We start from the raw sequence: 23229 nt of genomic DNA, 5'->3' as shown, positions 1-23229 counted from the left end.
AATAGAGCCTCTGGCGAAACGTGCAACCCCTTTTTCGACACGAACGCGATCAGCTCGCCATCAGGCCCCCGCTGCGGCCTTGCGTGTGCCAGCGATAGACCATCATCAGCGCGCCGATGCACAGCATGTTGGTCATCATCGAGGACCCGCCATGGCTCATGAAGGGCAGGGGAATGCCGACGACGGGCGCGAGGCCCATCACCATCAGCAGGTTGATCGCGATGTAGAAGAACATCGTCGCCACCATGCCTGCGGCCAGCAGGCGGTCGAAGCGATTCTGCGCGTTGCGGGCGACCTTGAGGCCCCAGTAGAGGATCAGGCCGAAGGACACGATCACGAACAACCCGCCAAGGAAGCCCCATTCCTCCGCCATCGTGGCGAAGACGAAGTCGGTATGCGGCTCGGGCAGGTACTGCAGGTGGCTCTGCGAACCTTCGTTGAAGCCCTTGCCGGAAAAACCGCCCGAGCCGATCGCGATCTTCGACTGGGTGATGTGATAGCCGCTGCCCAGGGGATCGCTCTCCGGGTCCATGAAGGTCGTCACGCGGCGCTGCTGATAGGGCTTGAGCGCGAAGCTGTAGGCCAGCGGGACCGCGATCGCTCCGGCGGCCCCCGCGCCGAGGAACCAGCTTAGCGGCAGGCCGGCGAGGAACATGACCACCGCGCCGGAGAACAGGATCGCGAGCGCGGTGCCGAGATCGGGCTGCATCAGTACCAGGCCGACGGGCAGGGCGATGATGACGCCTGCGGGCACCAGCGCGCGCCACGATCCTATCATGCCTGTGGGCAGCGTATCGTAGAAACGCGCAAGCGCGAGCGCGATGGCCGGCTTCATGAGTTCGGAGGGCTGGATGCGGATCGGTCCGACCTCGAGCCAGCGCTGGCTGCCGCCGCCCATGGCCCCGGCCGCTTCCACCGCGAGCAACAGCAGCAGGATGATGATGTAGGAGGGGTAGGCCGCGAACTTGACGAAATCGCGCGGCATGGCCGAAATCACGAGCGCGACGACCACGAAAATTCCGAAGCGCAGCAGGTGCGTGTCGGCATAGGGCGAGAAGCTGCCTCCGGCGGCGGAATAGAGGACCGCCGATCCGAAACAGGTCAGCAGGAGCAGCGGGAACAGCATAGACCAGGGCTGGCGCGCGATGGGGGCGGGGATGACCGAACTCATTGCGTTTCTTCCTGCGACGGTGCGCCGGCGGAGTCCGTTGCGCCGGGATCGGGGCGGCGGGCACGGCGCGGATTGTCGCGCGCGAAGGCTTCGCTGCGCTGCGCCTCGATCCGGGCTTCGGCATCGACCCGCGCCTGTATCTCATGGTCGAGCGGGGCGCTGGGCGGAACCGTCTCGCCCGCAGCGCGCGCATATTCGGCGTAGCGATTCTGGAGCCGCTGCTGGGCGGTGCCGCCCCATTCCTTTTCAAGCGCGCGCAGGGCGTCCATGCCCTTTTGCGGGTCGAACATGAAGGTCATCACATCGCGGGCGATCGGATAGGCCGCACCAGAACCGCCGCCATGCTCGATCACCACTGCGCCGGCATAGCGCGGGTTGTCGAACGGGGCGAAGAAAATGAAGAGGCCGTGGTCGCGGTACTTCCACGGGCCGGTCTTCCCGTTCGACACGCTGAGCGAGACGACCTGCGCCGTCCCCGTCTTGCCCGCGATCAGCACATCGTCGATCGGCAGACGCGCGCGTCCGGCGGTGCCGGGGCCGTTTACGACGTCGCTCATCGCCTTGCGGATATAGGCGATCTGGTCCGCCTGAAAGTCGAGCGAGGGCGCTGGCTTGCGTTTGTCGGTCTTGATCAGGGCCGGCTCGAAATGGCGGCCGGTGGCAATGCGCGTCGCCATCACTGCCAGTTGCAACGGGCTGGTCAGGTAGTAGCCCTGACCGATCGAGGCATTGACCGTATCGTAGGGCTGCCACTTCTGGTCGTATTTCTTCAGCTTCCACGCCGGATCGGGCACGGTGCCGTAGAACTGGCTCGCCACCGGCAGATCGAATTCCTGTCCGAGGCCGAACTGGCGGGCATAGGCGGCCACCTTGTCGAACCCGACCTTCTGCGCGAAGTGGTAGAAATAGCTGTCGCACGACTGGTAGATGCCCTTGGCCATGTCGACCCGGCCGTGGTTGCTCCAGCAGTTGAAGAAGCGGTTGCCGATCCGTCGCCCGCCGCCACACATGATCGACTCGTTGGGGTCGATCCCTTCGTGCATGAAGGCCATCGCGTGCATCGGCTTGACGGTGGAGCCGGGCGGGTAGAGGCCTTTGAGCACCTTGTTGCGCAGCGGAACCCGATCGTTCTCGCTCAGCATCGCATATTCGACGCTGCCGATCCCGTCGGAAAAGCTGTTGGGGTCGAAGCTGGGCATCGATGCCATGCACAGCAGGTCGCCGCTGCGGCAATCCATCACGACTACCGACCCGCTCTCGAGCCCGAGGCGGCGCGCGGCGTAATCCTGCAGCGGGCCGTCAATCGTAAGCTGAACGGGATCGCCCTGGACATCGGGCCGGGTGCTCAGATCGCGTACGATCCGGCCTGAGGCAGTGACCTCCACACGGCGCGCGCCGGGCTTGCCGCGCAGGACCTGCTCGAACTGCTTTTCGATCCCGTCCTTGCCGATCTTGTATCCCGGTGTGATCAGCAGCGGGTTGCGATCTTCCTCGAACTCCTCGCGGCTCGCCGCGCCGACATAGCCGAGCAGGTGGCCGACCGAAGGGCCGGTGGGGTAATAGCGCGAAAAGCCGCGCTGGGGGACGACGCCGGGCAGTTCGGGCAGCCGAATGCTCACGGCTGCAAACTGATCGTAGTCGAGCCCGCTGGCGACCTCGATCGGCGCATAGCCGGCCGATTCCTCGATCTTCTTGCGCAGGTCGCGCATCTTCGCGTCGTCGAGCTTCAGCAGGGTGCCGAGCGTCTCCAGCTCGCGGTCCTCGTCCTGCAGCCGCTCGGGAATGATATCGACGCGGAAGTCGGCTTGGTTGGAGGCGAGGGGGGCGCCGTTGCGGTCCAGGATCCAGCCCCGCCGCGGCGGGATCAGCGACAGGTTGACCCGGTTGCTCTCGCTTTCGACCTTGTACTTGTCGTTCTCCGCGATCGCGAGATAGCCCATCCGTCCGGCCAGCAGCATGCCGACCGACAGCCCGCCGACGCCGAGCACGAAGCTGCGCCGGTCGAAACTGTTGGTCAGCGTGCTTTCGTTGAGCACTTGCTTGGTGAGTCCGAAGGGCATCAGACGGCGGTCCGGAAACGCATGAGGCGAAGCTTGTCGAGGCGGGAGACGATGAAGGCGATGAAGGGGTAGGCGATGATCGATAGCAGCAATTGGGGGACGATGACGGCGAAGAGCGGCAGGCTGAGCCGGCTGCCCGAGACCAGCGTCGAGACGAGGATATAGACCACCACGATCGCGGCTGCGATCAGCCAGTCCTGCGCAAAACCGCGCCACGGGAAGCGGATGTCGATCAACTCGATCGTCAGCATCGCCGCCGAAAACAGGAGTATAGCGGAGCCGAATGGCTGGCCACTGAACAGATCGTCCCACATGCCGAAGATGATGCCCGACCAGATCGGCAGCACGCCCGGCCGCAGCAGCCGCCACGCGAGCAGGAACAGGAAGCCGATGGGCGGCAGCAGCGGCCCCGCGGTTGCGATCGGAATGCTCTGGAGGAAGGAGGCGAGCATGATCGTCGCCCACGGCACGAACACCAGCAGGAAGGGCGAATGGTCGCGGTTGATCTGGCGTGCACTTGCGCCGCGCCGTTCGATCATGGCGTTACCATACCCGGATCGCGGGTGCCCTCCGCATCGTCGTCTTCGGCCACGGTTTCGTTGGACCCGATCGCTTCCTCGATCGGCGTGTTGACCGCGCGCCTGGCCGCGGGCTGCCAGATCGGCTCGATCGCCACGTAATCGGTCGCCGCCGGATTGCTGATGATCCGGGCGACCGCACCATCGTCGGTCAGGCGGGTGACGATGGCGACCGCGATGCCCGGCCGATACAGTCCACCCGCGCCGCTGGTGACGAACACGTCGCCGCGTTCGAGCGGATTGATGCCGAGATTGATGAGGCGGATATTGATCAGGCCGTCGCCGCGCCCTTCGGCAAAGGCCACGGTGTTGTCGCCCGCCCTGCGCACCGGCAGCACGCTTTCGCTATCGGTGATCAGCAGGACGCGCGCGGAATGGCGCGAAGCCTCCAGCACGCGGCCCACGATCCCGCGCTCGCTGCGCACGGGCATGCCGGGCCGGACGCCATCGGCACGCCCTGCACCCAGATAGGCGAAGCGCCGCGTGCTCACGCTGCTCGATCCGACGAGCCGTGCGACCGCAACCGGTGCGACATCGGTCTCGCGCAGGCCGAGCAGGGCCTTGAGACGCGCGTTCTCCTGCTCGACCGCACGCGCTTCCGCCAGGCGGATGCGCGCGATCTCGACCTCTTTCTTGAGTTCGGCGTTCTGCTGGCCCGCCTCGAGATAGCCCTGCACCGATTCCACGAAGCCGCGTCCGCCGCTGCGCGTGCTGGCCGAAACCTGCGCAGCGGGCGACGTCGCATCGGAGAACAGGCCGCGCAGTCCGTTGAAGGACGCGGGCTGGATCAGCGAGATGGCGAGCAGGATGATGCCGAGAAGGATGGCGAGCACCACCAGCACGTAGCCCGTAAAGGCCCCGAACTGGGCCTTCTTGGAATGCCCTGAAATCCTCTGTTTCGACCCCGACAGGGGCATACAACCTCCGTCCGGTAAGGGCCCGGTTCCCTTACGCCGTCATCAACACGCCGCGGTAGATCGGATCTTCCATGGCGCGACCGGTGCCGACCGCCACGCAAGAGAGCGGATCTTCCGCGATGCTGACCGGAAGGCCCGTCTCTTCGCGCAGATGTTCGTCCAGCCCGGTGATCAGCGCGCCGCCACCGGTCAGGACGATGCCCTGGTCCACGATGTCGGCAGCGAGTTCGGGCGCGGTGTTTTCGAGTGCGATTCGAACGCCTTCGACGATCGCACCGATAGGCTCGGAAAGGGCTTCGGCGATATGCGACTGGTTGATGGTGATCTCTTTCGGAACACCATTGACCAGGTCGCGGCCCTTGATCGTGATCGCTTCGCCGATCCCGTCGGCGGGGGCCACGGCCACGCCGTAGTCCTTCTTGATCCGTTCGGCGGTCGATTCGCCGATCAGCAGGTTGTGGTGTCGGCGAACGTAGGAGACGATCGCTTCGTCCATCTTGTCGCCGCCGGTCCGCACGCTCGTGGTGTAGGCGAGGCCGCGCAGCGAGAGCACCGCGACTTCGGTCGTGCCGCCGCCGATATCGACGACCATCGAACCGACCGGTTCGGTAACCGGCATGTCCGCGCCGATCGCAGCGGCCATCGGCTCGAGAATCAGATACACCGCGCTGGCGCCCGCATTGCTGGCCGCGTCGCGGATCGCGCGCCGCTCGACCGAGGTCGAGCCCGAGGGGACGCAGATGGTGATTTCGGGATAGCGGAACAGGCTCTTCTTGCCGTGCACCTTGCGGATGAAGTGCTTGATCATCTCTTCCGCGATTTCGATGTCGGCGATGACGCCATCACGCAGCGGGCGGATCGCTTCGATCGAGTCGGGCGTCTTGCCCATCATCATCTTGGCATCGTCGCCCACGGCCTTGACCCGCTTGATCCCGTTGAGGGTCTCGATCGCGACCACGGAAGGCTCGTTGAGGATGATTCCCTGATCGGGCACGTAAACCAGCGTATTCGCGGTGCCGAGATCGATCGCCATGTTCTGAGTGCCGAACTTCAGAAGATTCGAGAAGAAACCCATAGGTAGTATGCTTCCGTGCCGATCTTGCGGTCGGCCTTTTCAGAGGTTGAAGGGACGGGCCATTGGTGCGAGTCCACCAGAACAAGGCCCCTAGCGTCCCCTAACGAAAAACGCGACGCCTTTAAGCAAAAAACGGGCGTAAGTTCGTGGGGCCCGTCGAATTTTTCCACCGCCTTGGCTACATCGCGTGGAATGCCCACGATCAGACGACTGCCAGAAGCGCTCATCAATCGCATCGCCGCGGGCGAGGTAATCGAACGTCCTGCCGCCGCGCTCAAGGAGCTGCTCGAAAACGCGATCGACGCAGGCGCGACTCGCATCACCATTGCACTGGAAGATGGCGGCATCGGTGCCATCGAGGTGGTCGACGATGGCTGTGGGATGGACGAGGCGGCCCTCGCTCTCGCGCTGGAACGGCATGCGACCTCCAAACTGCCCGAGGAACTGGTCGGCGATGGCCATGCGCTCGAACGGGTCGCGACGCTCGGCTTCCGGGGCGAGGCGCTGCCGAGCATTGCCAGCGTCGCGCGTTTCACGCTCGAAAGCCGCCCGCACGATGCCGATGCAGGCTGGCGCCGCGTGGTGGACCATGGCCGCGTCATCGAGGCGAAGCCGGCCGCCATTCCACCCGGCACCCGCGCGCGGATCGAGGATTTCTTCCGCGAGGTGCCCGCCCGGCGCAAGTTCCTGCGCACGCCGCGCAGCGAATATGCCGCCTGCCAGGACATCGTGCGCCGCCTCGCCATGGCCCGGCCCGACATCGGCTTCATCTTCTCCAACAACGGCCGCCGCATCCTCCAGCTGCAACGCGGCGAGGAACTGCCTGAGCGTGTGGTCCGCCTCGTCTCGCGCGATCTCAAGGACAACTGCGTGCCGATCGACCTCGCAAGAGGAGAGATGACGCTCACTGGCATTGCAGGACTGCCGACCTACAACCGGGGCGTGGCGGATCACCAGTACCTGTTCGTCAACGGCCGCCCGGTGAAGGACCGGCTGCTGGTGGGCGCAGTGCGGGGGGCCTATGCCGAAATGCTTGCGCGCGATCGGCACGCGGTGCTGGCGCTGTTCCTCGACCTGCCGCCCGAAGACGTCGATGTGAACGTCCACCCGGCCAAGAGCGAGGTGCGCTTCCGCGATCCTCAGGGCGTGCGCGGCATGATCGTGGGCGGCCTGCGCGCCGCACTGGCGACGGGCGACAAGCGCAGCGCGCAGGCACCCGATGCCTCCGCCATGGCGAAATGGCAGGCGGAGCCGGTCGCGCCGTTCGCTTCCGGCTCGGCCGGCACCGAGGCGAGCGGCGAGGCACGCTCGATCTTCGATGGTCTCGCCGCAGGGCGCGCCGCATCGGTGCGCGAGCCGCGCATGGACTGGGGCCATCGCTCGTCGTCCGACGCGCTGCCTTCGGGCCGCGCGATCGAGGCGGACGACACCGCCGAGCCTGCACCCGAGCACCCGCTCGGCATTGCGCGCGGGCAGGTCGCCAATACCTATATCGTCGCCGAAGCTGCCGACGGCCTCGTGCTGGTCGACCAGCACGCCGCGCACGAGCGGCTGATGCTGGAGCGGCTTCGTACCGCCGGGGCGAGCGAGGCCGCCGCACGCAGCCAGGCCCTGCTGATGCCCGAGGTGGTCGAACTGTCCGAAACCGAGTGCGACCGGCTCGAAGCAATTGCCGGAGATCTCGACCGGCTCGGCCTCGCGGTCGAGCGGTTCGGGCCCGCCGCGATGCTGGTGCGCAGCCTGCCGCACGCGCTGCCGAAGGCCGATCCCCACGCGCTGCTGCGCGACATTGCGGACGACCTCGCCACCAACGGGGTCGACACGTCCAACGGGGGCGGAGGCGGATCGCTGCTCTTGAACGAGAAGATCGAATATGTCCTCGCGACCATGGCCTGCCACGGCTCGGTCAGGGCGGGGCGCACCTTGCGGGTCGAGGAAATGAACGCCCTGCTGCGCGAGATGGAGCGCACCCCGCGATCGGGCCAGTGCAATCACGGCCGCCCGACCTGGGTGAAGCTGAGCATGGAAGAAGTCGAAAAACTGTTCGGGAGACATTGATGGGACGGGAAACAGGCTGGGCAATGCCGATGGGGCTGCTCGTCGCGCTGGGGCTTTCGGCTTGCGGTGACGGATCTGCGGAAAAGAGCGCGGAGCAGGAGCGGGCCGATGCGGAGGCGATCTCGCAGGTGATCGCTCAGCAGACCCCGCCGCCGATCCCTCTACGACTCCAGCCCATCGGGGCCGACGACATCGCCCATAATCCCGCGCTGGGCGAAGGTGCGGGCTGTTCCTTCTACGCAGGGCGCGGGGAAGAGCCCGCCTTCATCATGGGCGGGAAGGGCGGCTTCCTGAAGTTCGAAGGCAGCGTGCACCGGCTCGCCCCCGATGCGGGCAGCGCTGCGGGCCCCCTGGGCACGAACGTCAAGTACGACGGCCGCGAATATTCGCTGCGCATCGATATCGACGATGGAGCACGGGAAGACGGCGAGGGTGAAGGCTTCTGGACGGCGCCTGCGAAGATCGCGGTGGTCGACGGCTACGACCGCCCGGTGGCCGGGGGTGAGGGCCGGGTCTCCTGCGGAGGCTAGCCCTGGGGATTGCGCACTTCTATGATGCCGTTGGAGACCATCTCCATCACCGGCTCGTCGTGCTGGTTGAACACGGTCTGGCGGTTCTTGGTGAAGCCCATGTGCGGCTTCGACCTGCTCTGGCGCTTCTCGATCAGTTCGGATTCCACCCTGAGCGTATCGCCGGGATAGACCGGCTTGATCCAGCGCAGCTGGTCGATCCCGGGCGAGCCGAGCGAGGCGGCCTTATCCTTGGAAAACTGTGCGACCATCATGCTCATGGTCATCGCGCAGGTATGCCATCCGCTGGCCGAGATCCGGCCGAAATGCGTCTTCGCCGCCGCCTCGTCATCGAGGTGGAAGGGTTGCGGGTCGTACTTGGAGGCGAACTCGAGCACTTCCTCGCGGGTCACCTCGTAATGGCCGAAAGAGACCCTGGTGCCGACTTCCAGATCCTCGAAATACTGCATGCTACGCGCCCTTCGCTGTTCAGAGCGCGGGGCGTAGCAGCATCCAGATTCCCATGGCAATCATGGCGAGGTTTTCGGTCAGCGAAACGAAGCCGAGCGGGACGTTGCTGCCCCCGCCGACGCAGGCGCACTTGATCTCGCGCTTCTGCACATAGACCGCGTAGAACACGCTGACCGCGCCGACCGTCCCGATGAAGAGCGCGATGGGGATGGAAAGCCACGGCAGGATGCGCCCGGCCATCAACACCGCCGCCGCCGCCTCGAGGTAGGGGTAGGCATAGGCGTAGGGCACGAATTTGCGGCCGAGCAGGTCGTAACCCACGAACATGGTCGAAAACTGTTCGACATCCTGCAGCTTGAGCATCGCGAGCATTGCCATCGAGAACGCGACGAACCACTCCGCCGTGCGCACGCCCGTCTCGCCCAGCCCGAGGCTGAGCGAGACGGCGAGCGCCGCCGCCACCGCGAACACCGCGAGGACGGGGCGATAGCTGGTCTCGTCCGGATCCTTGACCGACTTGCCGAGGAACTTGCGCAGCGCCTCGTATCCGCCGATCCGCTCGCCATCGACAAAGGTCTGGGGGGTGGTCTTCACCCCGTGCTTTTCCTTGAACGCATCGGTTTGTTCGCGGGTCGTCAGGTGATGGTCCTCGACCTCGTAGCCGGCCTTTTCGAGCAGCCACTTGGACTTCGTGCCGTAGGGGCACACGTGCTTTTCCATCACCATGCGGTGGAGTTTTGCGGTCTTTGCCATGGCACCGAAATATACCCCACAGGGGTATTATTCAAGCGGGGGCGAGAACTCCAGTCAGGGCGCGAACAGCACCAGCGCATCATCGTCGCCGTCATGGGGCAGGGGGGTACCCCTACCAGCGCGGCGAGCAGCGCGTAGACATCGACATTCTCGAGACTGGTCACCGGCGTCGTGGCGGACAGACGCGGGCCCGCCGCGATGAAGAGCGCCTGCATCTGCGGGTCCGCATTGTCCCAACCATGGCTGCCGCCCGCCACCGGATGGGGCGGCGTGCCCTGGATGATAAGCCAGCCCGGATCGGCGAGGCACAGGATCGCGCCGACGCGCGGGTTGCGCCCATAGGCGAACCGCGCGGGAATATCCTCACGCTCCCAGCACCTCATATGGTCGTGTGGGGTCAGAAGAGCCTCGTAGACGATCCGGTCGGTGCCCGCCGCAGGCTCGATCGATGCGAAGGGGCCTCCGTCGATCAGCAGGTAGCTTTGCGGATCGAGCATGTCGTCGAGTTGGATGACCCGCGCTTCGTCCACCGCGCGCATGCCGTGGTCCGAGACGACGACGATGTCGGCCGCCCGGTCGATCGCGGCGAGACCGCCTGTCAGATAGCCGATTTGGCTGTCCACCTCGGCGAGCGCCGCGTTCAGCTCCGCGCTATCGGGGCCGAAGCGATGGCCCTGGGTGTCGACGATATCGAAATAGAGCGTGACGAATTCCGGGCGGACATCGGCCGGACGGCGCATCCAGTCGAGCACGGTTTCCACGCGCTGGCGGTTGGTCACGTGCTCGTCGAACCGGTGCCAGTCCGACGGGCGTAGATCGTGGATCGCAACCTCGCTGCCGGGCCAGAATTCGGTGGCGGTACGGATGCCAGCGCGCTCCGCGGTGATCCACAGCGGCTCGCTTTCCTCCCACCAGAAGGGATCGAGCGCCTGGCCCGGATTACCCAGGCTGAAGCGCACGTCCGGACGCCGCGGATCGAGCATGTTGTTCGAAACGATGCCGTGACGATCGGGGCGCAGGCCCGTCACGATGGTATAGTGATTGGGGAAGGTCTTGGTCGGAAAGGACGGCTGCATCGGTGCGGTGACGCCGCGCGCCGCAAGGGCCGAGAGGTTCGGGGTAAGACCGCGATCGAGGTAATCGGCACGGAACCCGTCGATCGAGATCAGGATGGTCACCGGCCGGTCTTGCGCCCGGCCTTGCGCGGCCTGCGCGGGCGCGGATTGTACGGCAGCGGGCTGGGCGCCTGCAAAGGTCGGAAAAGCGGCGAGCGCTGCAAACAGAAGCGCCCCGGCGAGCCTGGCAATCATCGTCATGCCAGACCCGCTAGGGCGTTCGTGTTACAAGTCCAGGGCGTTGTTACCCGGCGCGGAATTCCGGCACCTTGCCGTCCGAACCCAGGTCCGGAATGATCCGGTAGCGGGCAAGGATGAAGCTGAAGAGGCCGAACAGCAGCAGGCCTACGGCGGTGATGGTGAACCAGATGCCATCATCGGCAAGGCTCGCCAGCGCATCGCCGATGGTCTTCACCTGATCGCTGCCCCCGGACATGAAGCCGGCGCTCACCAGCGACCATCCGATGACGACGAACACGATTGCACGCGCGAGATAGCCCGCGCCGCCGATCCACCGCGTAAAGTCGGGTGCCTGCGGGCTGATCCGGTTCATGAAGCTGCCGGTGATGCCCTTCTTGCCCTGGCTGAAGGCCGCGATGAAGAAGGTCAGGCCCAGCAGGCCGAGCAGGATGCCGCCGAACTGGACGCCCAGCACACCGGCTGCCGCTTCCTGTGCGCCGCCGCCGCCGGAATTGCTGTCGGTCGCGAACTTGAAGGCCGACCACGCAAGCGCAAGGTGACCGATCGCGCTACCCGCATGGCCGATCCGCTTGCCCCAGCCCTTGGCGTCCGCGCCTTCGTTCTCGATATCGAACAGTGGCGAGCAGAAGCGGAACAGGGCATAGCCGAACAGGCCCAGCACCATGATCCACAGGATTGCAGCCCCGGCCGGGAAATCCTCGATCGCCTTGAAGATACCTGCCGTACCTTCGGCGATGCGGCCCGCACTGGTCAGCGCGATCAACCCGACCACGGTATAAAGGATCGCGCGGCTGAAATAGCCCACGCGTACGAGCCAGCTGAACTTCTCGGATTTATCGACCATGTTGTGTGAGCCCCTGTTTCTGCCGTTGTTTTCGATCCAACGGCGATCAGGCACTATGGTGCCGAGAAAGGCGGGCCGGCCCGGTCGTCGCGTTCGGCGCGCGGCCACAGGAATGGCAGCGCGCCGATGATAAAGCCGAGGAACGCGGCCTGAACCGCCACCCCCACGTCGACCCCCTCCAGGCCGAGCACGAAGGCGGCGTAGCTGTTCACGCCGACATCGCCGATCATGAGCAAGGCCGCCGCGCACAGCGCGATGCGCCGCCACGGCGAAACCAGCAGGGCCAGCACGATCGCATCGAGGAATACCAGCGCATTCCAGAAGGCGTTCATCGCCGGGGCCGCCATGCGGTAGGGCATCCAGCCGTAGGTGACGAAGTCGAGCGCGTGGGTGAAGGTGCCCCACGCGAAGCCGAGCATCAGCACTCCAAGGGCAAACGCCGATGCGGTGGGCCTGCGCGTCACACGTTGAACTTGAACATCATGATGTCGCCGTCCTGCACGAGGTATTCCTTGCCCTCCTGCCGCAGCTTGCCCGCTTCCTTGGCACCGGCTTCACCGCCTAGCGCGATGTAATCCTCGTAGGCGATGGTTTCGGCACGGATGAAGCCGCGTTCGAAATCGGTGTGGATCTCGCCCGCCGCCTGCGGTGCCTTGGCCCCGGCGGGGAAGGTCCACGCACGGGCTTCCTTGGGGCCGACAGTGAAGAAGGTCTGCAGGCCGAGAAGCTTGTACCCGGCGCGGATGATCTTCGCGAGGCCGCTTTCTTCGAGGCCCAGTTCGTTCAGGTATTCGCTGCGGTCCGCGGCCTCCATCTCGACCAGCTCAGCCTCGATCGCAGCGGAGACGACCACCGACTGGGCTCCTTCGGCTTCGGCCTTCTCGGCGACCAGCTTGGACAGCGCATTGCCTTCGGCCGCGTCTTCCTCGGCCACGTTGCACACGTAGAGCACCGGCTTGGCGGTCAGCAGCTGGGCCTGTTCGAACAGGCGCGCTTCCTCGTCGTCACCCGGCTCGACCAGACGGGCAGGCTTGCCGTCCTTGAGCAGGTCGAGCGCCTGCCCGAGCACGCTGGCAAGCGCCTTGGCCTCCTTGTCGCCGCTGGTCGCGCGCCGCTTGGCATTTTCGACCCGCTTCTCGACGCTTTCGAGATCGGCGAGCATCAGCTCGGTCTCGACCACTTCGGCATCGGCGATGGGGTCGACCTTGTTGTTCACATGCTGGATGTCGTCATCCTCGAAGCAGCGCAGCACGTGGACGATCGCATCGACCTCGCGGATGTTCGCGAGGAACTGGTTGCCGAGGCCCTCGCCCTTGCTGGCACCCTTCACGAGGCCCGCAATGTCGACGAACGCCAGCTGGGTGTGGATGATCTTCGCGCTGCCCCCGATGGCCGCAATCTTGTCGAGCCGATCGTCGGGCACCGCGACCTGGCCCACGTTGGGCTCGATCGTGCAGAAGGGATAGTTCGCAGCCTGCGCGGCCTGCGTCTCGGTCAGAGCATTGAACAGCGTCGACTTGCCGACATTGGGCAGGCCCACGATACCGCATTTGAAACCCATGATGATCCTTGGTCCGGACAGGCGGGCATCGGGCCCGCCATGGTGTGATGAAGCTCGCCCGCAAGTAACGCCCGCACCCGCCCGTGCCTAGCCCCCGTGCCGTTGTCTAGCGAAGCGGTCGACGGATCACTCGACGTTGTGCACCGCCTTGATGAGCGGACCGTAGCCGGATTCGCCGAGCCACCCGACCTGCGTTTGCGCGGTGACGTCGTTGATCTTCATCTGCGGTTTCGTGCCCGGATGCACTTCGGTGCGAAGCGGGCGGGTGCCCATCGGCATGGCGATGATCTGCGCGATCGCGCGGGGCACATCCATCGGGTCCGCGCTGCGGCCCGATCCGTCTTCGGTCCCCATGCTGGCGACCACCTGAGGGTAGCCGTCGGTGTGGATATCCTGCGCCCGCTCCTTCAGCGCGGCAGTGTAGATATTGCGATTGACCCAGACCTGCGTGGGATAGCCGCCGGGCTCGATGATCGAGACCTCGATATTATGCGGCACCAGCTCGTAGGCCATCACCTCGCTCATCGCTTCCAGTGCGAACTTGGTGGGCGAGTAGTGGCCCGAATAGGGGAGGATCACACGGCCCAGCTGGCTGGAGATCGGCACGATCAGCCCGCCGCCCTTCCTGCGCATCCCCGGCAGAACCGCCCGCGCCATGCGGTGCGCGCCGAGCACGTTGGTGCCGAAGATCAGGTCGGTGGCCTCCATGTCCTGCACTTCGATGGGGCCGGAAATGCCGATCCCGGCATTGTTGACCAGCACGTCGATCCCGCCGCCGTTGAGCCGCTCCGCCTCGGCGACGCCTGCCGCCACCTGCGCATCGGACAGGACGTCGATCTCGAGGACGGTGATGTCGAGATCCTCATCGGCGGCCAGCGCCCGCAGTTCCTCGCCCTCGGGCCGAGGGAGGCCGCGCATGGTTGCGAAAACCTTCGCGCCGAGACGCGCGTAATGCTCCGCGCCGAGGCGTCCGAAGCCCGAGGAGCACCCGGTGATGAGCACGCTCTTGCCGAAAAGATTAGGCGTGGTGGCTGCAAGGTCGCGCTGAGCGCGGGCGGCCGTGGCAGTCAGCACGCCGGTCGCGGCGGCTCCGGCCAACAGGCTACGGCGGGATAGCTGGGGCATGGTCTACTCCGTGATCGGCTCGTCGCTCGATACCTCCTTACCCGCAAACACGCGGAGCCGGTGCATCTCCTTTTGGACGTACCACAAGGCGAACACATCGTAGAGCGCATGGGCCAGCATCACCGTCAGCAGCGAGCCGGTCATCCAGAATACGCACCCAAAGAGGATCCCGATCGCGAAGATGATCGCTGCGACCACTGGCCTGGCAAAGTGGACGACTGCGAAGAGCACCGCGGCGAAGGCAATGGCGAGCGGTGCGGCGATGTAATCGCCCGCGAGCGTCTGCACGCCGCCGCGAAACAGCGCTTCCTCGCCGATTCCTGCACCCAGCGAGACCCAGATGACGGCGGGGAAGGGCAGCGGCTTTTCGAGGAAGGCGAAGTTATCCGCCTGTGCCCGCACGAGGTATTCGGCGAGCTTCGGCAGGCCGTAGAAGGTCGCCGCCGCCAGCACGATCAGGACTGCGGCAAGCAGCCCTCCGGCAACGAACTCGTCCGACCCGAAGGTGACGAAGGAACGGGCGGGGCGGCCCGACAACACCCAGAGTGCCAGGCCGATCACGGCGAAGAACAGCGTTTGCGCGGTCAGCAGGACAAGCACGGTACCGCGGCCCGGCATGGTCCGCTTCAATCCTGCATCCTGAGCGCGACGTCGTTCATGAAGCGTGCGTCGTCGCCCTCGGCCAGCCATTGCGCCTCGCTTGCCATCGCGCCCAGCATGTCAGCCAGATCGTCCATCTCGGCCTTGGCGTAATTGCCCAGCACGTGGCCGGTCACCCGGTCCTTGTGGCCGGGATGGCCGATGCCGATGCGCACGCGGCGGAAATCGGGGCCGAGGTGCTGGTTGATGGAGCGCAGCCCATTGTGGCCGGCCAGCCCGCCGCCCGTGCGCACCTTCACTTTGAACGGCGCGAGGTCGAGCTCGTCGTGGAACACGGTCAGCGCATCGGGCTCCAGCTTGTAGAAGCGCATCGCCTCGGCGACCGAGCGCCCGCTTTCGTTCATGAAGGTGGCGGGCTTCAGCAGCAGGACCTTCTCGTTGCCGATGCGGCCTTCCTGGATCCAGCCCTGGAACTTCTTCTGGACGGGGCCGAAGTCATGCGTTTCGGCCATGACGTCGCACGCCATGAAGCCGATATTGTGCCGGTGGAGCGCGTAGCGCGGTCCGGGATTGCCGAGGCCGGTCCAGATTTGCATGGGGTGGGGCTTTAGAGCGGCAACGGGGCGGCGTCACCCTGCCGCCAGCGGATTTTTGCGCTCCCGGTCAAAAGGACAGGTCGCTTTAAAAGCAAAACGCCGGACATCCCCTTGCAGGATGCCCGGCGCTCGCGCTGTTCGTGAAATTCGGCTTATTCGCCGTCGACGACCTGGTCGTCTTCGCCCATCACGGTCTCGGCGTGCTGCTCGATCACCTCGGTTTCGGTGACTTCGTCTTCACCCTCGGCGCCTTCGGCCTTCTTGAGGGCGGACGGAGCAACCAGCGTGGCGATCGTGAAGTCGCGATCGGTAATCGCCGAAGTGCTGCCTGCAGGCAGATCGACTTCGCTGATGTGGATCGAGTCGCCGACTTCCTTGCCCTTGACGCTGATCGTGATCTCGCCGGGGATCTTGTCCGCTTCGCAGACCAGTTCCAGCTCGTGACGGACCACGTTGAGAACGCCGCCCTTCTTGAGGCCGGGCGATTCTTCTTCGTCGGCGAACACGACGGGGACGCTCACATCCACCTTTGCACCCTTGGAGAGGCGCAGGAAGTCGACATGCTCGGGCCGGTCGGAGACGGGGTGGAGCGCAACGTCCTTAGGCAGGGTGCGCACCTTCTTGCCGCCGATTTCGATCTCGATGATCGAGTTCATGAAGTGGCCCAGGTCGAGCTGGCGAACGAGTTCGCGTTCTTCGACGTGGATCGGCATGGGTTCTTCCTTGCCGCCATAGATTACGGCGGGGACACGGCCTTCGCGACGCAGTGCCCGGGAGGCTCCCTTGCCAGCCCGGTCGCGCGTCTCGGCCGGCAGGGTCAGAGCGTCGCTCATCGTATACTACCTTTCGAAATGCTGATATCTGCTTCGGTCCGCCACGCCTCCAGGGATGCACATGGCGCCGAAGCGCGCGCTGTTACGGGCAAAGCGGCGGGAAAGCAAGCGCGATCAGCGCAGCCGGGTCACCCGGTAGCCCTTCGCCCTGAGCAGCGCGACAAGTCCGTCGTCGCCAACCATGTGCGCTGCGCCCACCGCAACCAGCGGCCGCGCGTCTGCGGCCAGCAATGTCTCGATCCTGGGCACCCATTCAGCATTGCGGCGCGTGAGCAGCGCCTCGCGGATTTCCGCCGTGCCGAGCATGCCTTCGCGGCTCAACTGGTCGAGCCCGTCGGCATCGCCTGCAAGATACAGCTTGATCGGGCGCATCGTGGCGGCCTCATCGGCCTCCGATTCCTCGACGATGGCGGTCAGCATCGCGCGCTGCGCGGGTTCGGAAAGACCGTCGAACGCCTCGAACTGGGCACGCGCGCCTTCCAGCTCGACCACCTGCCGCCGCCCGAAATCGCGGATCAGGGCACGGTCGATCCCGTTGCTCGTCCTGGCATTGTTGTTACGCACTGCCTGCGACAGGATCAGCGCCGCGCCCCAGCTTTCGATATGCCCGAAATCCTCCAGCCGGTAGCTCGTTTCATCGACCAGCCCGGCAAGCTGTTCGCGCTGGTCGGCGGGAACGCGCGCGGTTAGCGGTGGCTGGCCTGCCGAAAAGGCGAGTGCCATGAACACACTCGACATGGCCTTTGGGTCCGCCACATCCGCGATTTCCACCGCCAGCACATCGGCCTCGGCCACGGCCCGGTCGATCGCCGGGCCGCGCCAGTCGGCACCGTCGGGCAGGGCATGGATCGTACCCAGCAACCAGCCCTCGACGGTGCCTTCACCTTCACCTTCATCTTCGCCATCGCCATCGGCGCGGGCAATCTCCCACAGCAAGGGATTGGCGGCGTCACCTTCGCCCTGCCGCTGCTGATCCGGCTGCCCGCAGGCAGCGGTCAGACAGGCGACGAGCGCGAGAATGGCTGCGCGAAACATAGGCGTTTTCCCTTGCTGAAGTGAGACCCGTGCCGGCCCTGGCTGCTACTGTACGCGGACCATTTCGATGCCGCGTGCGGCCAGCTTGTCCTGCAGTTTCTGGTTGCCGGCCATGTGGCCCGCGCCCACGGCCATGAAGATCGTGCCGGGTGCATCGAGCCGGTCGTCGATCCACACCGCCCAGTTGGCGTTGCGCGCATAGAGCAACCGCTCGGCGAGCACCGGATCGGCCTCGAGCGCCTCGTTCATCAGCGCGCCCAGCTGCGCGACGTCGCCTTCGGACCATTCGCCGATGATCTCCTGAAGCATCGGCACCATCTGATCGATTTCGGCGATCATTTCCATGAGGTAGTCGATCTGCGCTTCCTGCGGCAGCTCGTCGAAAATGGCGAGCTGGAAGGCCGCCGTTTCGAGTGCGTCGCGGCCCTTGGCCTCGCCCACGATCCCTTCCAGCACCTTTTCGGTTCCGTTCTCGCCGGTAATGCCCGCCTGCTGCAGGGCGATCTGCGAGATCGACAGCGCGGCCATCCACGGCTCCAGGCGGTCGAGAGCGGCCACCGGCAGGCCCATGTCGGTCAGCGTCGCTTCGTAGACCAGGCGCTGCTCGTCGGTCAGCAGGCTGCGCAGGGTGGTGTCTTCGGGAAGGACAGCGATCTGCCCGACCAGCGCGCCGATTTCGGCTTGCGCACCGGGGGTCATATCGACCTCGGTCACCAGCGTGTCGCTTTCATCCAGCGCGGTCTTCACCGGGCCGGAATACCATTCGACATCGTCGGGCAGGGCATGGACCGTACCGAAGATGTAGATCGTCGTGTCCTCGTCGGCGACGCGCCATAGGGCGGGGGCACCCGATCCGCTGTCGGCGATCGCGGTCGAGGCAGATGCTACATCGGAGGTGTTCGCCTCCTGCGCGCAGGCCGCGGTTCCGAAGGAGAGGGCGATGGCGGCGCAGCCGGCGGCGAGCTTTTTCATCATGCTGGTCATAACGTGTCCTTTGCTGCTGTTTTCAGGATGCAGGTTCGTATCGGTGAGGGAGGAGACCTGCATCAGCGCAGGCCCAGCTTGCGCAACCCGTAGGCTGCAAAAGTGACGATCAATGCGACGGCGACGATGGCGAGCGCGTTCGGCGTTTCCGCCACGCCCAGATCGGCAAGGAAGAACCAGACGCCGAACGCGATGATCCCACCATAAAGCCCGATGGTATGGGCCCACAGGTTATCCATCAGATCGAGCTCGTCGATCCGCCTGAAGTAGTCCCAGGTGGCCCAGACGAGGCCCACCACGACTGTCAGGCAGGCGAGAACGGGAACCCACAGCGGCACGTCGCCCGCCTCGTAAAACTTCGAGAGCGCGCCACTCAGCAACCCGGCAAGCGCACTGAGCGCGATTGCGATGACAAAGTACCGAATGAAGCGGTGGCGGCGAACCTTCAGCCGCTCCTCGCCGGATCCTGTAGTGTTCTCGTCGGCGGTCATTTATACAGCTTCCACATATTGGCGATCAAGACGATGGCGAGGAAGGCGACGAACAGCTGCATGGCATCGGGTTCGGGCAGGAAACCGCCGCGCCAGCCAATCCACCAGATCGGGGTGACGAGTGTAAAGACCTGCCCGCCGACCATCATCGCGAAGTCATGGGAAGCACGGGCGTGCTCGTCCGCATTGCGACGACCGAACAGGATCAGCACGGGCATCGCTATACCCCACAGTATGCAGGCAATCAGCGCGCGCACTGGGGGCAAAGGCGAATTGCTCCAGAGCGCGTCGCCGCCGGGGTCCGTGGTCGTGATCGGGACCGAGGCGGCGATCCCGACAATCACGATGGCTGCAATTTGCCAGCGCACCCGGTTGCCGCGGGGCGTATGCGGTTCGCCCATCGTGAAGTCGGGCGCCGTCTTCCACAGAGGATAGGCCACAACCGCGAAGATTACACCTGCGATCAGAGCGGTCCAGAGGTCGCCAACCGCTCCTTCATCGAGATAGCTCCTGATCGCGACCACCACCACCACGATGGCGGTAAGGGGAATAATCAGGGCGAGCGACCACAGGGCGAGATGGAACCAATAGCGTTTGGGCGAGAACTCATCTTCGCGAAATTTGTCGGTATCCATGCTCATGAGTCATCATCCTGAAAAACGTCCTCGATCGGCATATCGAACAGGCGTGAAATCTTGAACGCGAGCCCCAGCGAGGGGTCGTGCTTGCCCGTCTCGATCGCATTGACCGCCTGGCGCGACACGTCGAGCCGTCCGGCCAGTTCGGCCTGACTCCAGTCGCGTTCAGCGCGCAGGACTTTGAGGCGATTCCTCAACGCGAGTCCCTCCAGCGAAGGAACTGGAATATCGCGACGAAGATCAGAACGTAGCTTTGCCAGATTTGCAGGACCGCGAGCCTCAATGGAAGCTCATCGACCCACCATCTCAGCCAGCCAGGCGCCTTTTCAGGCTGGCCAAGCGCAAAAAATGCAATATTCTCGATGAGCAGGATTGTCAGCGGAACGGTCGCAGCCACATAGGCAAGCACGACTACGGAACGGCGCCAAAGCTGGTCTGCGTATTCGTCCCGCATGAATTTTGCGACCATCAGGAAGACGGGAACGATAAAGCTGAAAAGATTGACGAGAATCACGATGGGCAAGCTCTGTGCGGCGGTCAGACCGAACTCGTGGACACCGAAACCGCTATCCAGGATCGCATCGATCGACCCGATCGCAACGCCGACCAGGCACGCATCCATCAGCCAGAAATAGAGCCGATAGCGAAATTCATGAGTTTTCTGTGGCTTCTCGATCATTCCTCATCGCCTCCCATCAGGAACCGGTCACGCAGCATCGCGAATGCGAAGCCGCAATAGAAGGCGAGGGCGAGCAGCATGGCCAGCAGGCTGGCATCATTGGTGTAACCGGCAGCGGTCATAGGGATGCGCTCCACCTCGCCATCGGCAACGGCGCGATAGCCCGACACGAATGCGATGTCCGAAACCCGCAATATGGTGAGGACGAACAGATAGATCGCAAGCACAGCGGTGCTCCAACTCATCCCCACATGGCACTGCGCGCGAAAATAGTCGTCTGACCTGTAGGAGAACACGGCGTTGCCAAGCGCGCCCATCATGATCCCGTATCCGATGTTCAGCCACAGAAGATCGGGAGCCAGGAAATACTGGACCAGGCAGGCGATCGTCGTGACGAGCCCCAGCCACATGATCTTGAACTGGAAGCTGCGACCTTCGGCAGTGAGGGCGTTGGGATCGTAGGGCATCAGCAATCATCCGTTTGCGAAGCGGGGGCGCACACCGGTCGGCCAGTCGCGGCGGATCGAAGCGCGCGGCTGCCTCGATCCGGTCTCTGTCTTCCGGAACCGCGCGAAACCAAGAGGCCGTTCTTCACGATTGCACCTCAGTAGGTGTGGTTGAGCAGCATCAGGACGATCCACGCCGACATGAGCGCGATATACACCGCGCGCGATTTGCGGTTGGACGAAACGGCTGGGGCGAAACGGGTCATCATATGTTGCTTTCTCAAGAGAGGACGGAATGAATGGGAATGCGATGGGCGGCCCGCATCAGAAACCGCGGAAACGCTTGATGAAATAGCCGAGAAAGAACGCGCCAAGCACGACGGCACTCGCATATTCTGCAGGGAAGGTTGCCGCCTCTTCGTTGCCGGTCAGGCCGCCATAGAAACCCACGGTGAAAGGTGCGAAGACGAGGTAGGCAACGCCGACGAGGAAGGCAGTATTCGCGCCGGCGGCCCAGAGCGAGGCGACATATTCGTCCGCCTTTCGGGTCGCGAACATCACGATGATCGCCGGCAGCAGGACGACGAGCCCCACGAAAGCGAAGGCATCCGGCGCACCCAGGAGATCCGTTGTCGACCAGGCCGCAAAACCCAGTAGCGCCAGCCAGCAGGCGACCGTGTGCCGCCGGACGAGGGTGCTCTTGTCAGCCATCAGAAGGGGGCCGCGAGCACCAGCTTGGCGGCGATATTGCCCGCGCCGTAGCCGGCGAGGAAAATCGTCGCGAGGACTAGTGCGGCTTTGCCCAGGGGCGAGTTCTTAAGATCGATCTCGATTTGCATGATCTTTTTCTCCGGCAAGTATGGTCGAGGGACGGTCGGACGAACCCTGTTGGGGCAGGGACGCCCGACCACCACATCCTCGCTCCTTACGCCTCGGGGTCGAGAGCGATCGTCGCGAGACGGGTTTCACGTGCGCTGGCGATGGCGATTTTCGCTTTGGTCGAAGCCTCGGCGACCGCCGTTGTGCGGCATTCACGCTCCGCCCGCAGCGAGGCCGCATCGCGGGCGCCGCTGTCGCATGCCATGCGGGCGGCGGTTTCGATCCGGCGATTCAGCGTGGCGCGATCGGCACTGGCGGACAGGTCGAGATCGCTCGTGGCGACCGAGATTGAACGACCGGCAGCTGCGGCAGGGGTCGCGCCGGAAATGGCGAGAGCGGTGAGGGCGGTGGCGAGAACTGCGAAACGGATCTTCATTGGTATCACTCCATCTTGGATATTGGGTCCAGTGGTCGGGCCAACCTTCCGTTATGTCAGGTTGTGCTGACTTTATGTCGCGATTCGCTGTCCATGTCAACACATCCTGACAAAAGGTCGTGCCGGCGCGACAAAACTGACTCGGAATTTCGCCTAAGCAATTGAAATACTAGTTTTTAAATTTATGGCCTCTGCGTCCATTTTACGCTCGGCGACTATGTCCTGCACCAAATCCCGCCATTCAAGCCGCTCCCCGCACGCGCGCCCGTTGACGCTTCGCACGGCCTTCGCCATGGCCACTGGCACGATGACGACCCGCGATCCGACCACCAGCTTTCAGGACATGATCCTCGCGCTCCACGATTTCTGGAGCGCCAATGGATGCGTGATCCTGCAACCCTACGACATGCGGATGGGGGCAGGCACCTTCCACACCGCAACCACCCTGCGCGCGCTAGGGCCCGAGCCGTGGAACGCCGCCTTCGTGCAGCCGTGCCGCCGGCCTACGGATGGCCGCTATGGCGAGAACCCGAACCGGCTGCAGCACTATTACCAGTACCAAGTGATTCTGAAGCCGAGCCCGCCCGACATCCAGAACCTCTATCTGGAATCGCTGCGGGTGATCGGGATCGATCCGCTGGGGCACGATATCCGCTTCGTCGAGGATGACTGGGAATCGCCCACGCTCGGCGCCTGGGGCCTGGGCTGGGAGGTCTGGTGCGACGGTATGGAAGTCACCCAGTTCACCTATTTCCAGCAGATGGGCGGCTTCGACTGCAAACCGGTTGCGGGCGAGCTGACCTACGGGCTCGAGCGGCTTGCGATGTACATCCAGGGCGTCGACAATGTGTACGACCTGAACTTCAACGGCCGCGGGACGACCTATGGCGACGTGTTTCTCGAAAACGAGAAACAGATGTCGAAGTGGAACTTCGAGGTCGCCGAGACCGACGCGCTGTTCGACCTCTTCGCCAAGGCCGAAGCAGAATGCCGCAACGCGCTCGACGCCAACGTCCCCATCGCCGCCTACGAGCAGGCGGTGGAGGCGAGCCACATCTTCAACCTGCTGCAGGCGCGCGGCGTGATCTCCGTGCAGGAACGCGCGAGCTACATGGGCCGCGTGCGCGATCTGGCACGCGGCTCCTGCGAGAAATACGCCGAGCTGAAAGCGCCCGAGTGGGCCGAGAAATATCCGGAGTGGTCGCTGTGATTTCCATTCCCAACACCGTCACCC

General features: G+C 64.6%; 28 protein-coding genes. 3 read left to right on the top strand and 25 right to left on the bottom strand.

Annotated elements, in window-relative coordinates:
• Positions 1-49: 49 nt before the first annotated feature.
• From rodA to ACYQ0L_RS01700, 5 genes are read right to left on the bottom strand one after another with little or no spacing between them, the layout of a single operon-like run.
• Positions 50-1171 carry a rod shape-determining protein RodA gene (gene rodA / locus ACYQ0L_RS01720; RefSeq protein ID WP_459787203.1) on the bottom strand — a complete coding sequence of 374 codons (1122 nt, stop codon included), beginning with the start codon at positions 1169-1171 and terminating at the stop codon, positions 50-52.
• Positions 1168-3231 (bottom strand): penicillin-binding protein 2, encoded by a 2064-nt coding sequence (gene mrdA / locus ACYQ0L_RS01715; protein ID WP_459787202.1) that lies wholly within the window; start codon positions 3229-3231, stop codon positions 1168-1170. Before mrdA ends, rodA begins: the two co-directional genes overlap by 4 nt.
• Positions 3231-3770 carry a rod shape-determining protein MreD gene (gene mreD / locus ACYQ0L_RS01710; RefSeq protein ID WP_459787201.1) on the bottom strand — a complete coding sequence of 180 codons (540 nt, stop codon included), beginning with the start codon at positions 3768-3770 and terminating at the stop codon, positions 3231-3233. The genes mrdA and mreD overlap by 1 nt, the downstream gene beginning before the upstream one ends.
• Entirely contained in the window at positions 3767-4726 is a 960-nt protein-coding gene (mreC, locus tag ACYQ0L_RS01705; protein WP_459787200.1) for a rod shape-determining protein MreC, read from the bottom strand. The genes mreD and mreC overlap by 4 nt, the downstream gene beginning before the upstream one ends.
• Positions 4727-4757: 31 nt before the next feature.
• On the bottom strand, positions 4758-5801 hold the full coding sequence (locus ACYQ0L_RS01700; RefSeq protein WP_459787199.1) for a rod shape-determining protein: 1044 nt from the start codon (positions 5799-5801) through the stop codon (positions 4758-4760).
• 192 nt (positions 5802-5993) lie between these two features.
• Here ACYQ0L_RS01700 and mutL point away from each other — a divergent pair, with 192 nt between their 5' ends.
• Positions 5994-7859: a DNA mismatch repair endonuclease MutL gene (mutL, locus tag ACYQ0L_RS01695; protein WP_459787198.1), complete on the top strand. Its 1866-nt coding sequence runs from the start codon at positions 5994-5996 to the stop codon at positions 7857-7859.
• Positions 7859-8389 carry a hypothetical protein gene (locus ACYQ0L_RS01690; protein WP_459787197.1) on the top strand — a complete coding sequence of 177 codons (531 nt, stop codon included), beginning with the start codon at positions 7859-7861 and terminating at the stop codon, positions 8387-8389. The genes mutL and ACYQ0L_RS01690 overlap by 1 nt, the downstream gene beginning before the upstream one ends.
• Here ACYQ0L_RS01690 and ACYQ0L_RS01685 read toward each other — a convergent pair.
• The 20 genes from ACYQ0L_RS01685 to ACYQ0L_RS01590 all read right to left on the bottom strand — a co-directional run bounded on the left by ACYQ0L_RS01685 (position 8386) and on the right by ACYQ0L_RS01590 (position 21995).
• Positions 8386-8838 (bottom strand): MaoC family dehydratase, encoded by a 453-nt coding sequence (locus ACYQ0L_RS01685; RefSeq protein ID WP_459787196.1) that lies wholly within the window; start codon positions 8836-8838, stop codon positions 8386-8388. The genes ACYQ0L_RS01690 and ACYQ0L_RS01685 overlap by 4 nt on opposite strands.
• Before the next feature lie 19 nt (positions 8839-8857).
• Positions 8858-9592, bottom strand: coding sequence for a MauE/DoxX family redox-associated membrane protein (locus ACYQ0L_RS01680; protein ID WP_459787195.1), 735 nt, complete (start codon positions 9590-9592; stop codon positions 8858-8860).
• The gene (locus ACYQ0L_RS01675; RefSeq protein WP_459787194.1) at positions 9559-10908 is read right to left on the bottom strand and encodes an alkaline phosphatase family protein; all 1350 of its coding nucleotides are present in this window, start codon (positions 10906-10908) and stop codon (positions 9559-9561) included. Before ACYQ0L_RS01675 ends, ACYQ0L_RS01680 begins: the two co-directional genes overlap by 34 nt.
• Before the next feature lie 43 nt (positions 10909-10951).
• Complete coding sequence (locus ACYQ0L_RS01670) at positions 10952-11752, bottom strand: DUF1206 domain-containing protein (RefSeq protein WP_459787193.1); 801 nt, start codon at positions 11750-11752, stop codon at positions 10952-10954.
• A 53-nt stretch (positions 11753-11805) separates the two neighbouring features.
• Positions 11806-12171 carry a hypothetical protein gene (locus ACYQ0L_RS01665; protein ID WP_459787192.1) on the bottom strand — a complete coding sequence of 122 codons (366 nt, stop codon included), beginning with the start codon at positions 12169-12171 and terminating at the stop codon, positions 11806-11808.
• A gap of 41 nt (positions 12172-12212) precedes the next feature.
• On the bottom strand, positions 12213-13313 hold the full coding sequence (ychF, locus tag ACYQ0L_RS01660) for a redox-regulated ATPase YchF (protein ID WP_459787191.1): 1101 nt from the start codon (positions 13311-13313) through the stop codon (positions 12213-12215).
• Positions 13314-13439: 126 nt separating this feature from the next.
• The gene (locus ACYQ0L_RS01655) at positions 13440-14438 is read right to left on the bottom strand and encodes an SDR family oxidoreductase (protein ID WP_459787190.1); all 999 of its coding nucleotides are present in this window, start codon (positions 14436-14438) and stop codon (positions 13440-13442) included.
• A 3-nt stretch (positions 14439-14441) separates the two neighbouring features.
• Positions 14442-15068, bottom strand: a complete 627-nt coding sequence (locus ACYQ0L_RS01650) for a CPBP family intramembrane glutamic endopeptidase (protein ID WP_459787189.1) — start codon at positions 15066-15068, stop codon at positions 14442-14444.
• On the bottom strand, positions 15065-15634 hold the full coding sequence (pth, locus tag ACYQ0L_RS01645) for an aminoacyl-tRNA hydrolase (protein WP_459787188.1): 570 nt from the start codon (positions 15632-15634) through the stop codon (positions 15065-15067). Before pth ends, ACYQ0L_RS01650 begins: the two co-directional genes overlap by 4 nt.
• Before the next feature lie 152 nt (positions 15635-15786).
• A complete protein-coding gene (locus tag ACYQ0L_RS01640; RefSeq protein ID WP_459787187.1) occupies positions 15787-16467 on the bottom strand; it encodes a 50S ribosomal protein L25/general stress protein Ctc in 681 nt (226 codons plus the stop codon).
• A gap of 114 nt (positions 16468-16581) precedes the next feature.
• Positions 16582-17502 carry a TraB/GumN family protein gene (locus ACYQ0L_RS01635; RefSeq protein ID WP_459787186.1) on the bottom strand — a complete coding sequence of 307 codons (921 nt, stop codon included), beginning with the start codon at positions 17500-17502 and terminating at the stop codon, positions 16582-16584.
• Between the two features lie 45 nt (positions 17503-17547).
• The gene (locus ACYQ0L_RS01630) at positions 17548-18486 is read right to left on the bottom strand and encodes a TraB/GumN family protein (RefSeq protein WP_459787185.1); all 939 of its coding nucleotides are present in this window, start codon (positions 18484-18486) and stop codon (positions 17548-17550) included.
• Between the two features lie 62 nt (positions 18487-18548).
• Complete coding sequence (locus ACYQ0L_RS01625) at positions 18549-18977, bottom strand: hypothetical protein (RefSeq protein WP_459787184.1); 429 nt, start codon at positions 18975-18977, stop codon at positions 18549-18551.
• Positions 18974-19618, bottom strand: a complete 645-nt coding sequence (locus ACYQ0L_RS01620; RefSeq protein WP_459787183.1) for a hypothetical protein — start codon at positions 19616-19618, stop codon at positions 18974-18976. Before ACYQ0L_RS01620 ends, ACYQ0L_RS01625 begins: the two co-directional genes overlap by 4 nt.
• Positions 19615-19812, bottom strand: coding sequence for a helix-turn-helix transcriptional regulator (locus ACYQ0L_RS01615; protein WP_459787182.1), 198 nt, complete (start codon positions 19810-19812; stop codon positions 19615-19617). The genes ACYQ0L_RS01620 and ACYQ0L_RS01615 overlap by 4 nt, the downstream gene beginning before the upstream one ends.
• A complete protein-coding gene (locus ACYQ0L_RS01610) occupies positions 19809-20294 on the bottom strand; it encodes a hypothetical protein (RefSeq protein WP_459787181.1) in 486 nt (161 codons plus the stop codon). The genes ACYQ0L_RS01615 and ACYQ0L_RS01610 overlap by 4 nt, the downstream gene beginning before the upstream one ends.
• Positions 20291-20761 (bottom strand): hypothetical protein, encoded by a 471-nt coding sequence (locus tag ACYQ0L_RS01605; protein WP_459787180.1) that lies wholly within the window; start codon positions 20759-20761, stop codon positions 20291-20293. Before ACYQ0L_RS01605 ends, ACYQ0L_RS01610 begins: the two co-directional genes overlap by 4 nt.
• A 303-nt stretch (positions 20762-21064) precedes the next feature.
• Positions 21065-21451, bottom strand: a complete 387-nt coding sequence (locus ACYQ0L_RS01600; protein ID WP_459787179.1) for a hypothetical protein — start codon at positions 21449-21451, stop codon at positions 21065-21067.
• On the bottom strand, positions 21451-21579 hold the full coding sequence (locus tag ACYQ0L_RS01595) for a hypothetical protein (protein ID WP_459787178.1): 129 nt from the start codon (positions 21577-21579) through the stop codon (positions 21451-21453). Before ACYQ0L_RS01595 ends, ACYQ0L_RS01600 begins: the two co-directional genes overlap by 1 nt.
• A gap of 86 nt (positions 21580-21665) precedes the next feature.
• Complete coding sequence (locus ACYQ0L_RS01590) at positions 21666-21995, bottom strand: UrcA family protein (protein WP_459787177.1); 330 nt, start codon at positions 21993-21995, stop codon at positions 21666-21668.
• Positions 21996-22338: 343 nt separating this feature from the next.
• On the opposite strand from ACYQ0L_RS01590, the gene ACYQ0L_RS01585 reads away from it, so the two are divergent.
• Complete coding sequence (locus ACYQ0L_RS01585) at positions 22339-23205, top strand: glycine--tRNA ligase subunit alpha (protein WP_459788007.1); 867 nt, start codon at positions 22339-22341, stop codon at positions 23203-23205.
• The last annotated feature ends 24 nt before the right edge of the window (positions 23206-23229 follow it).

It is taken from the genome of Alteriqipengyuania triglochinis (assembly GCF_054655655.1).
Note: the sequence above shows the minus strand (reverse complement) of the source record. Positions and strands in the feature narration are given on the sequence as shown.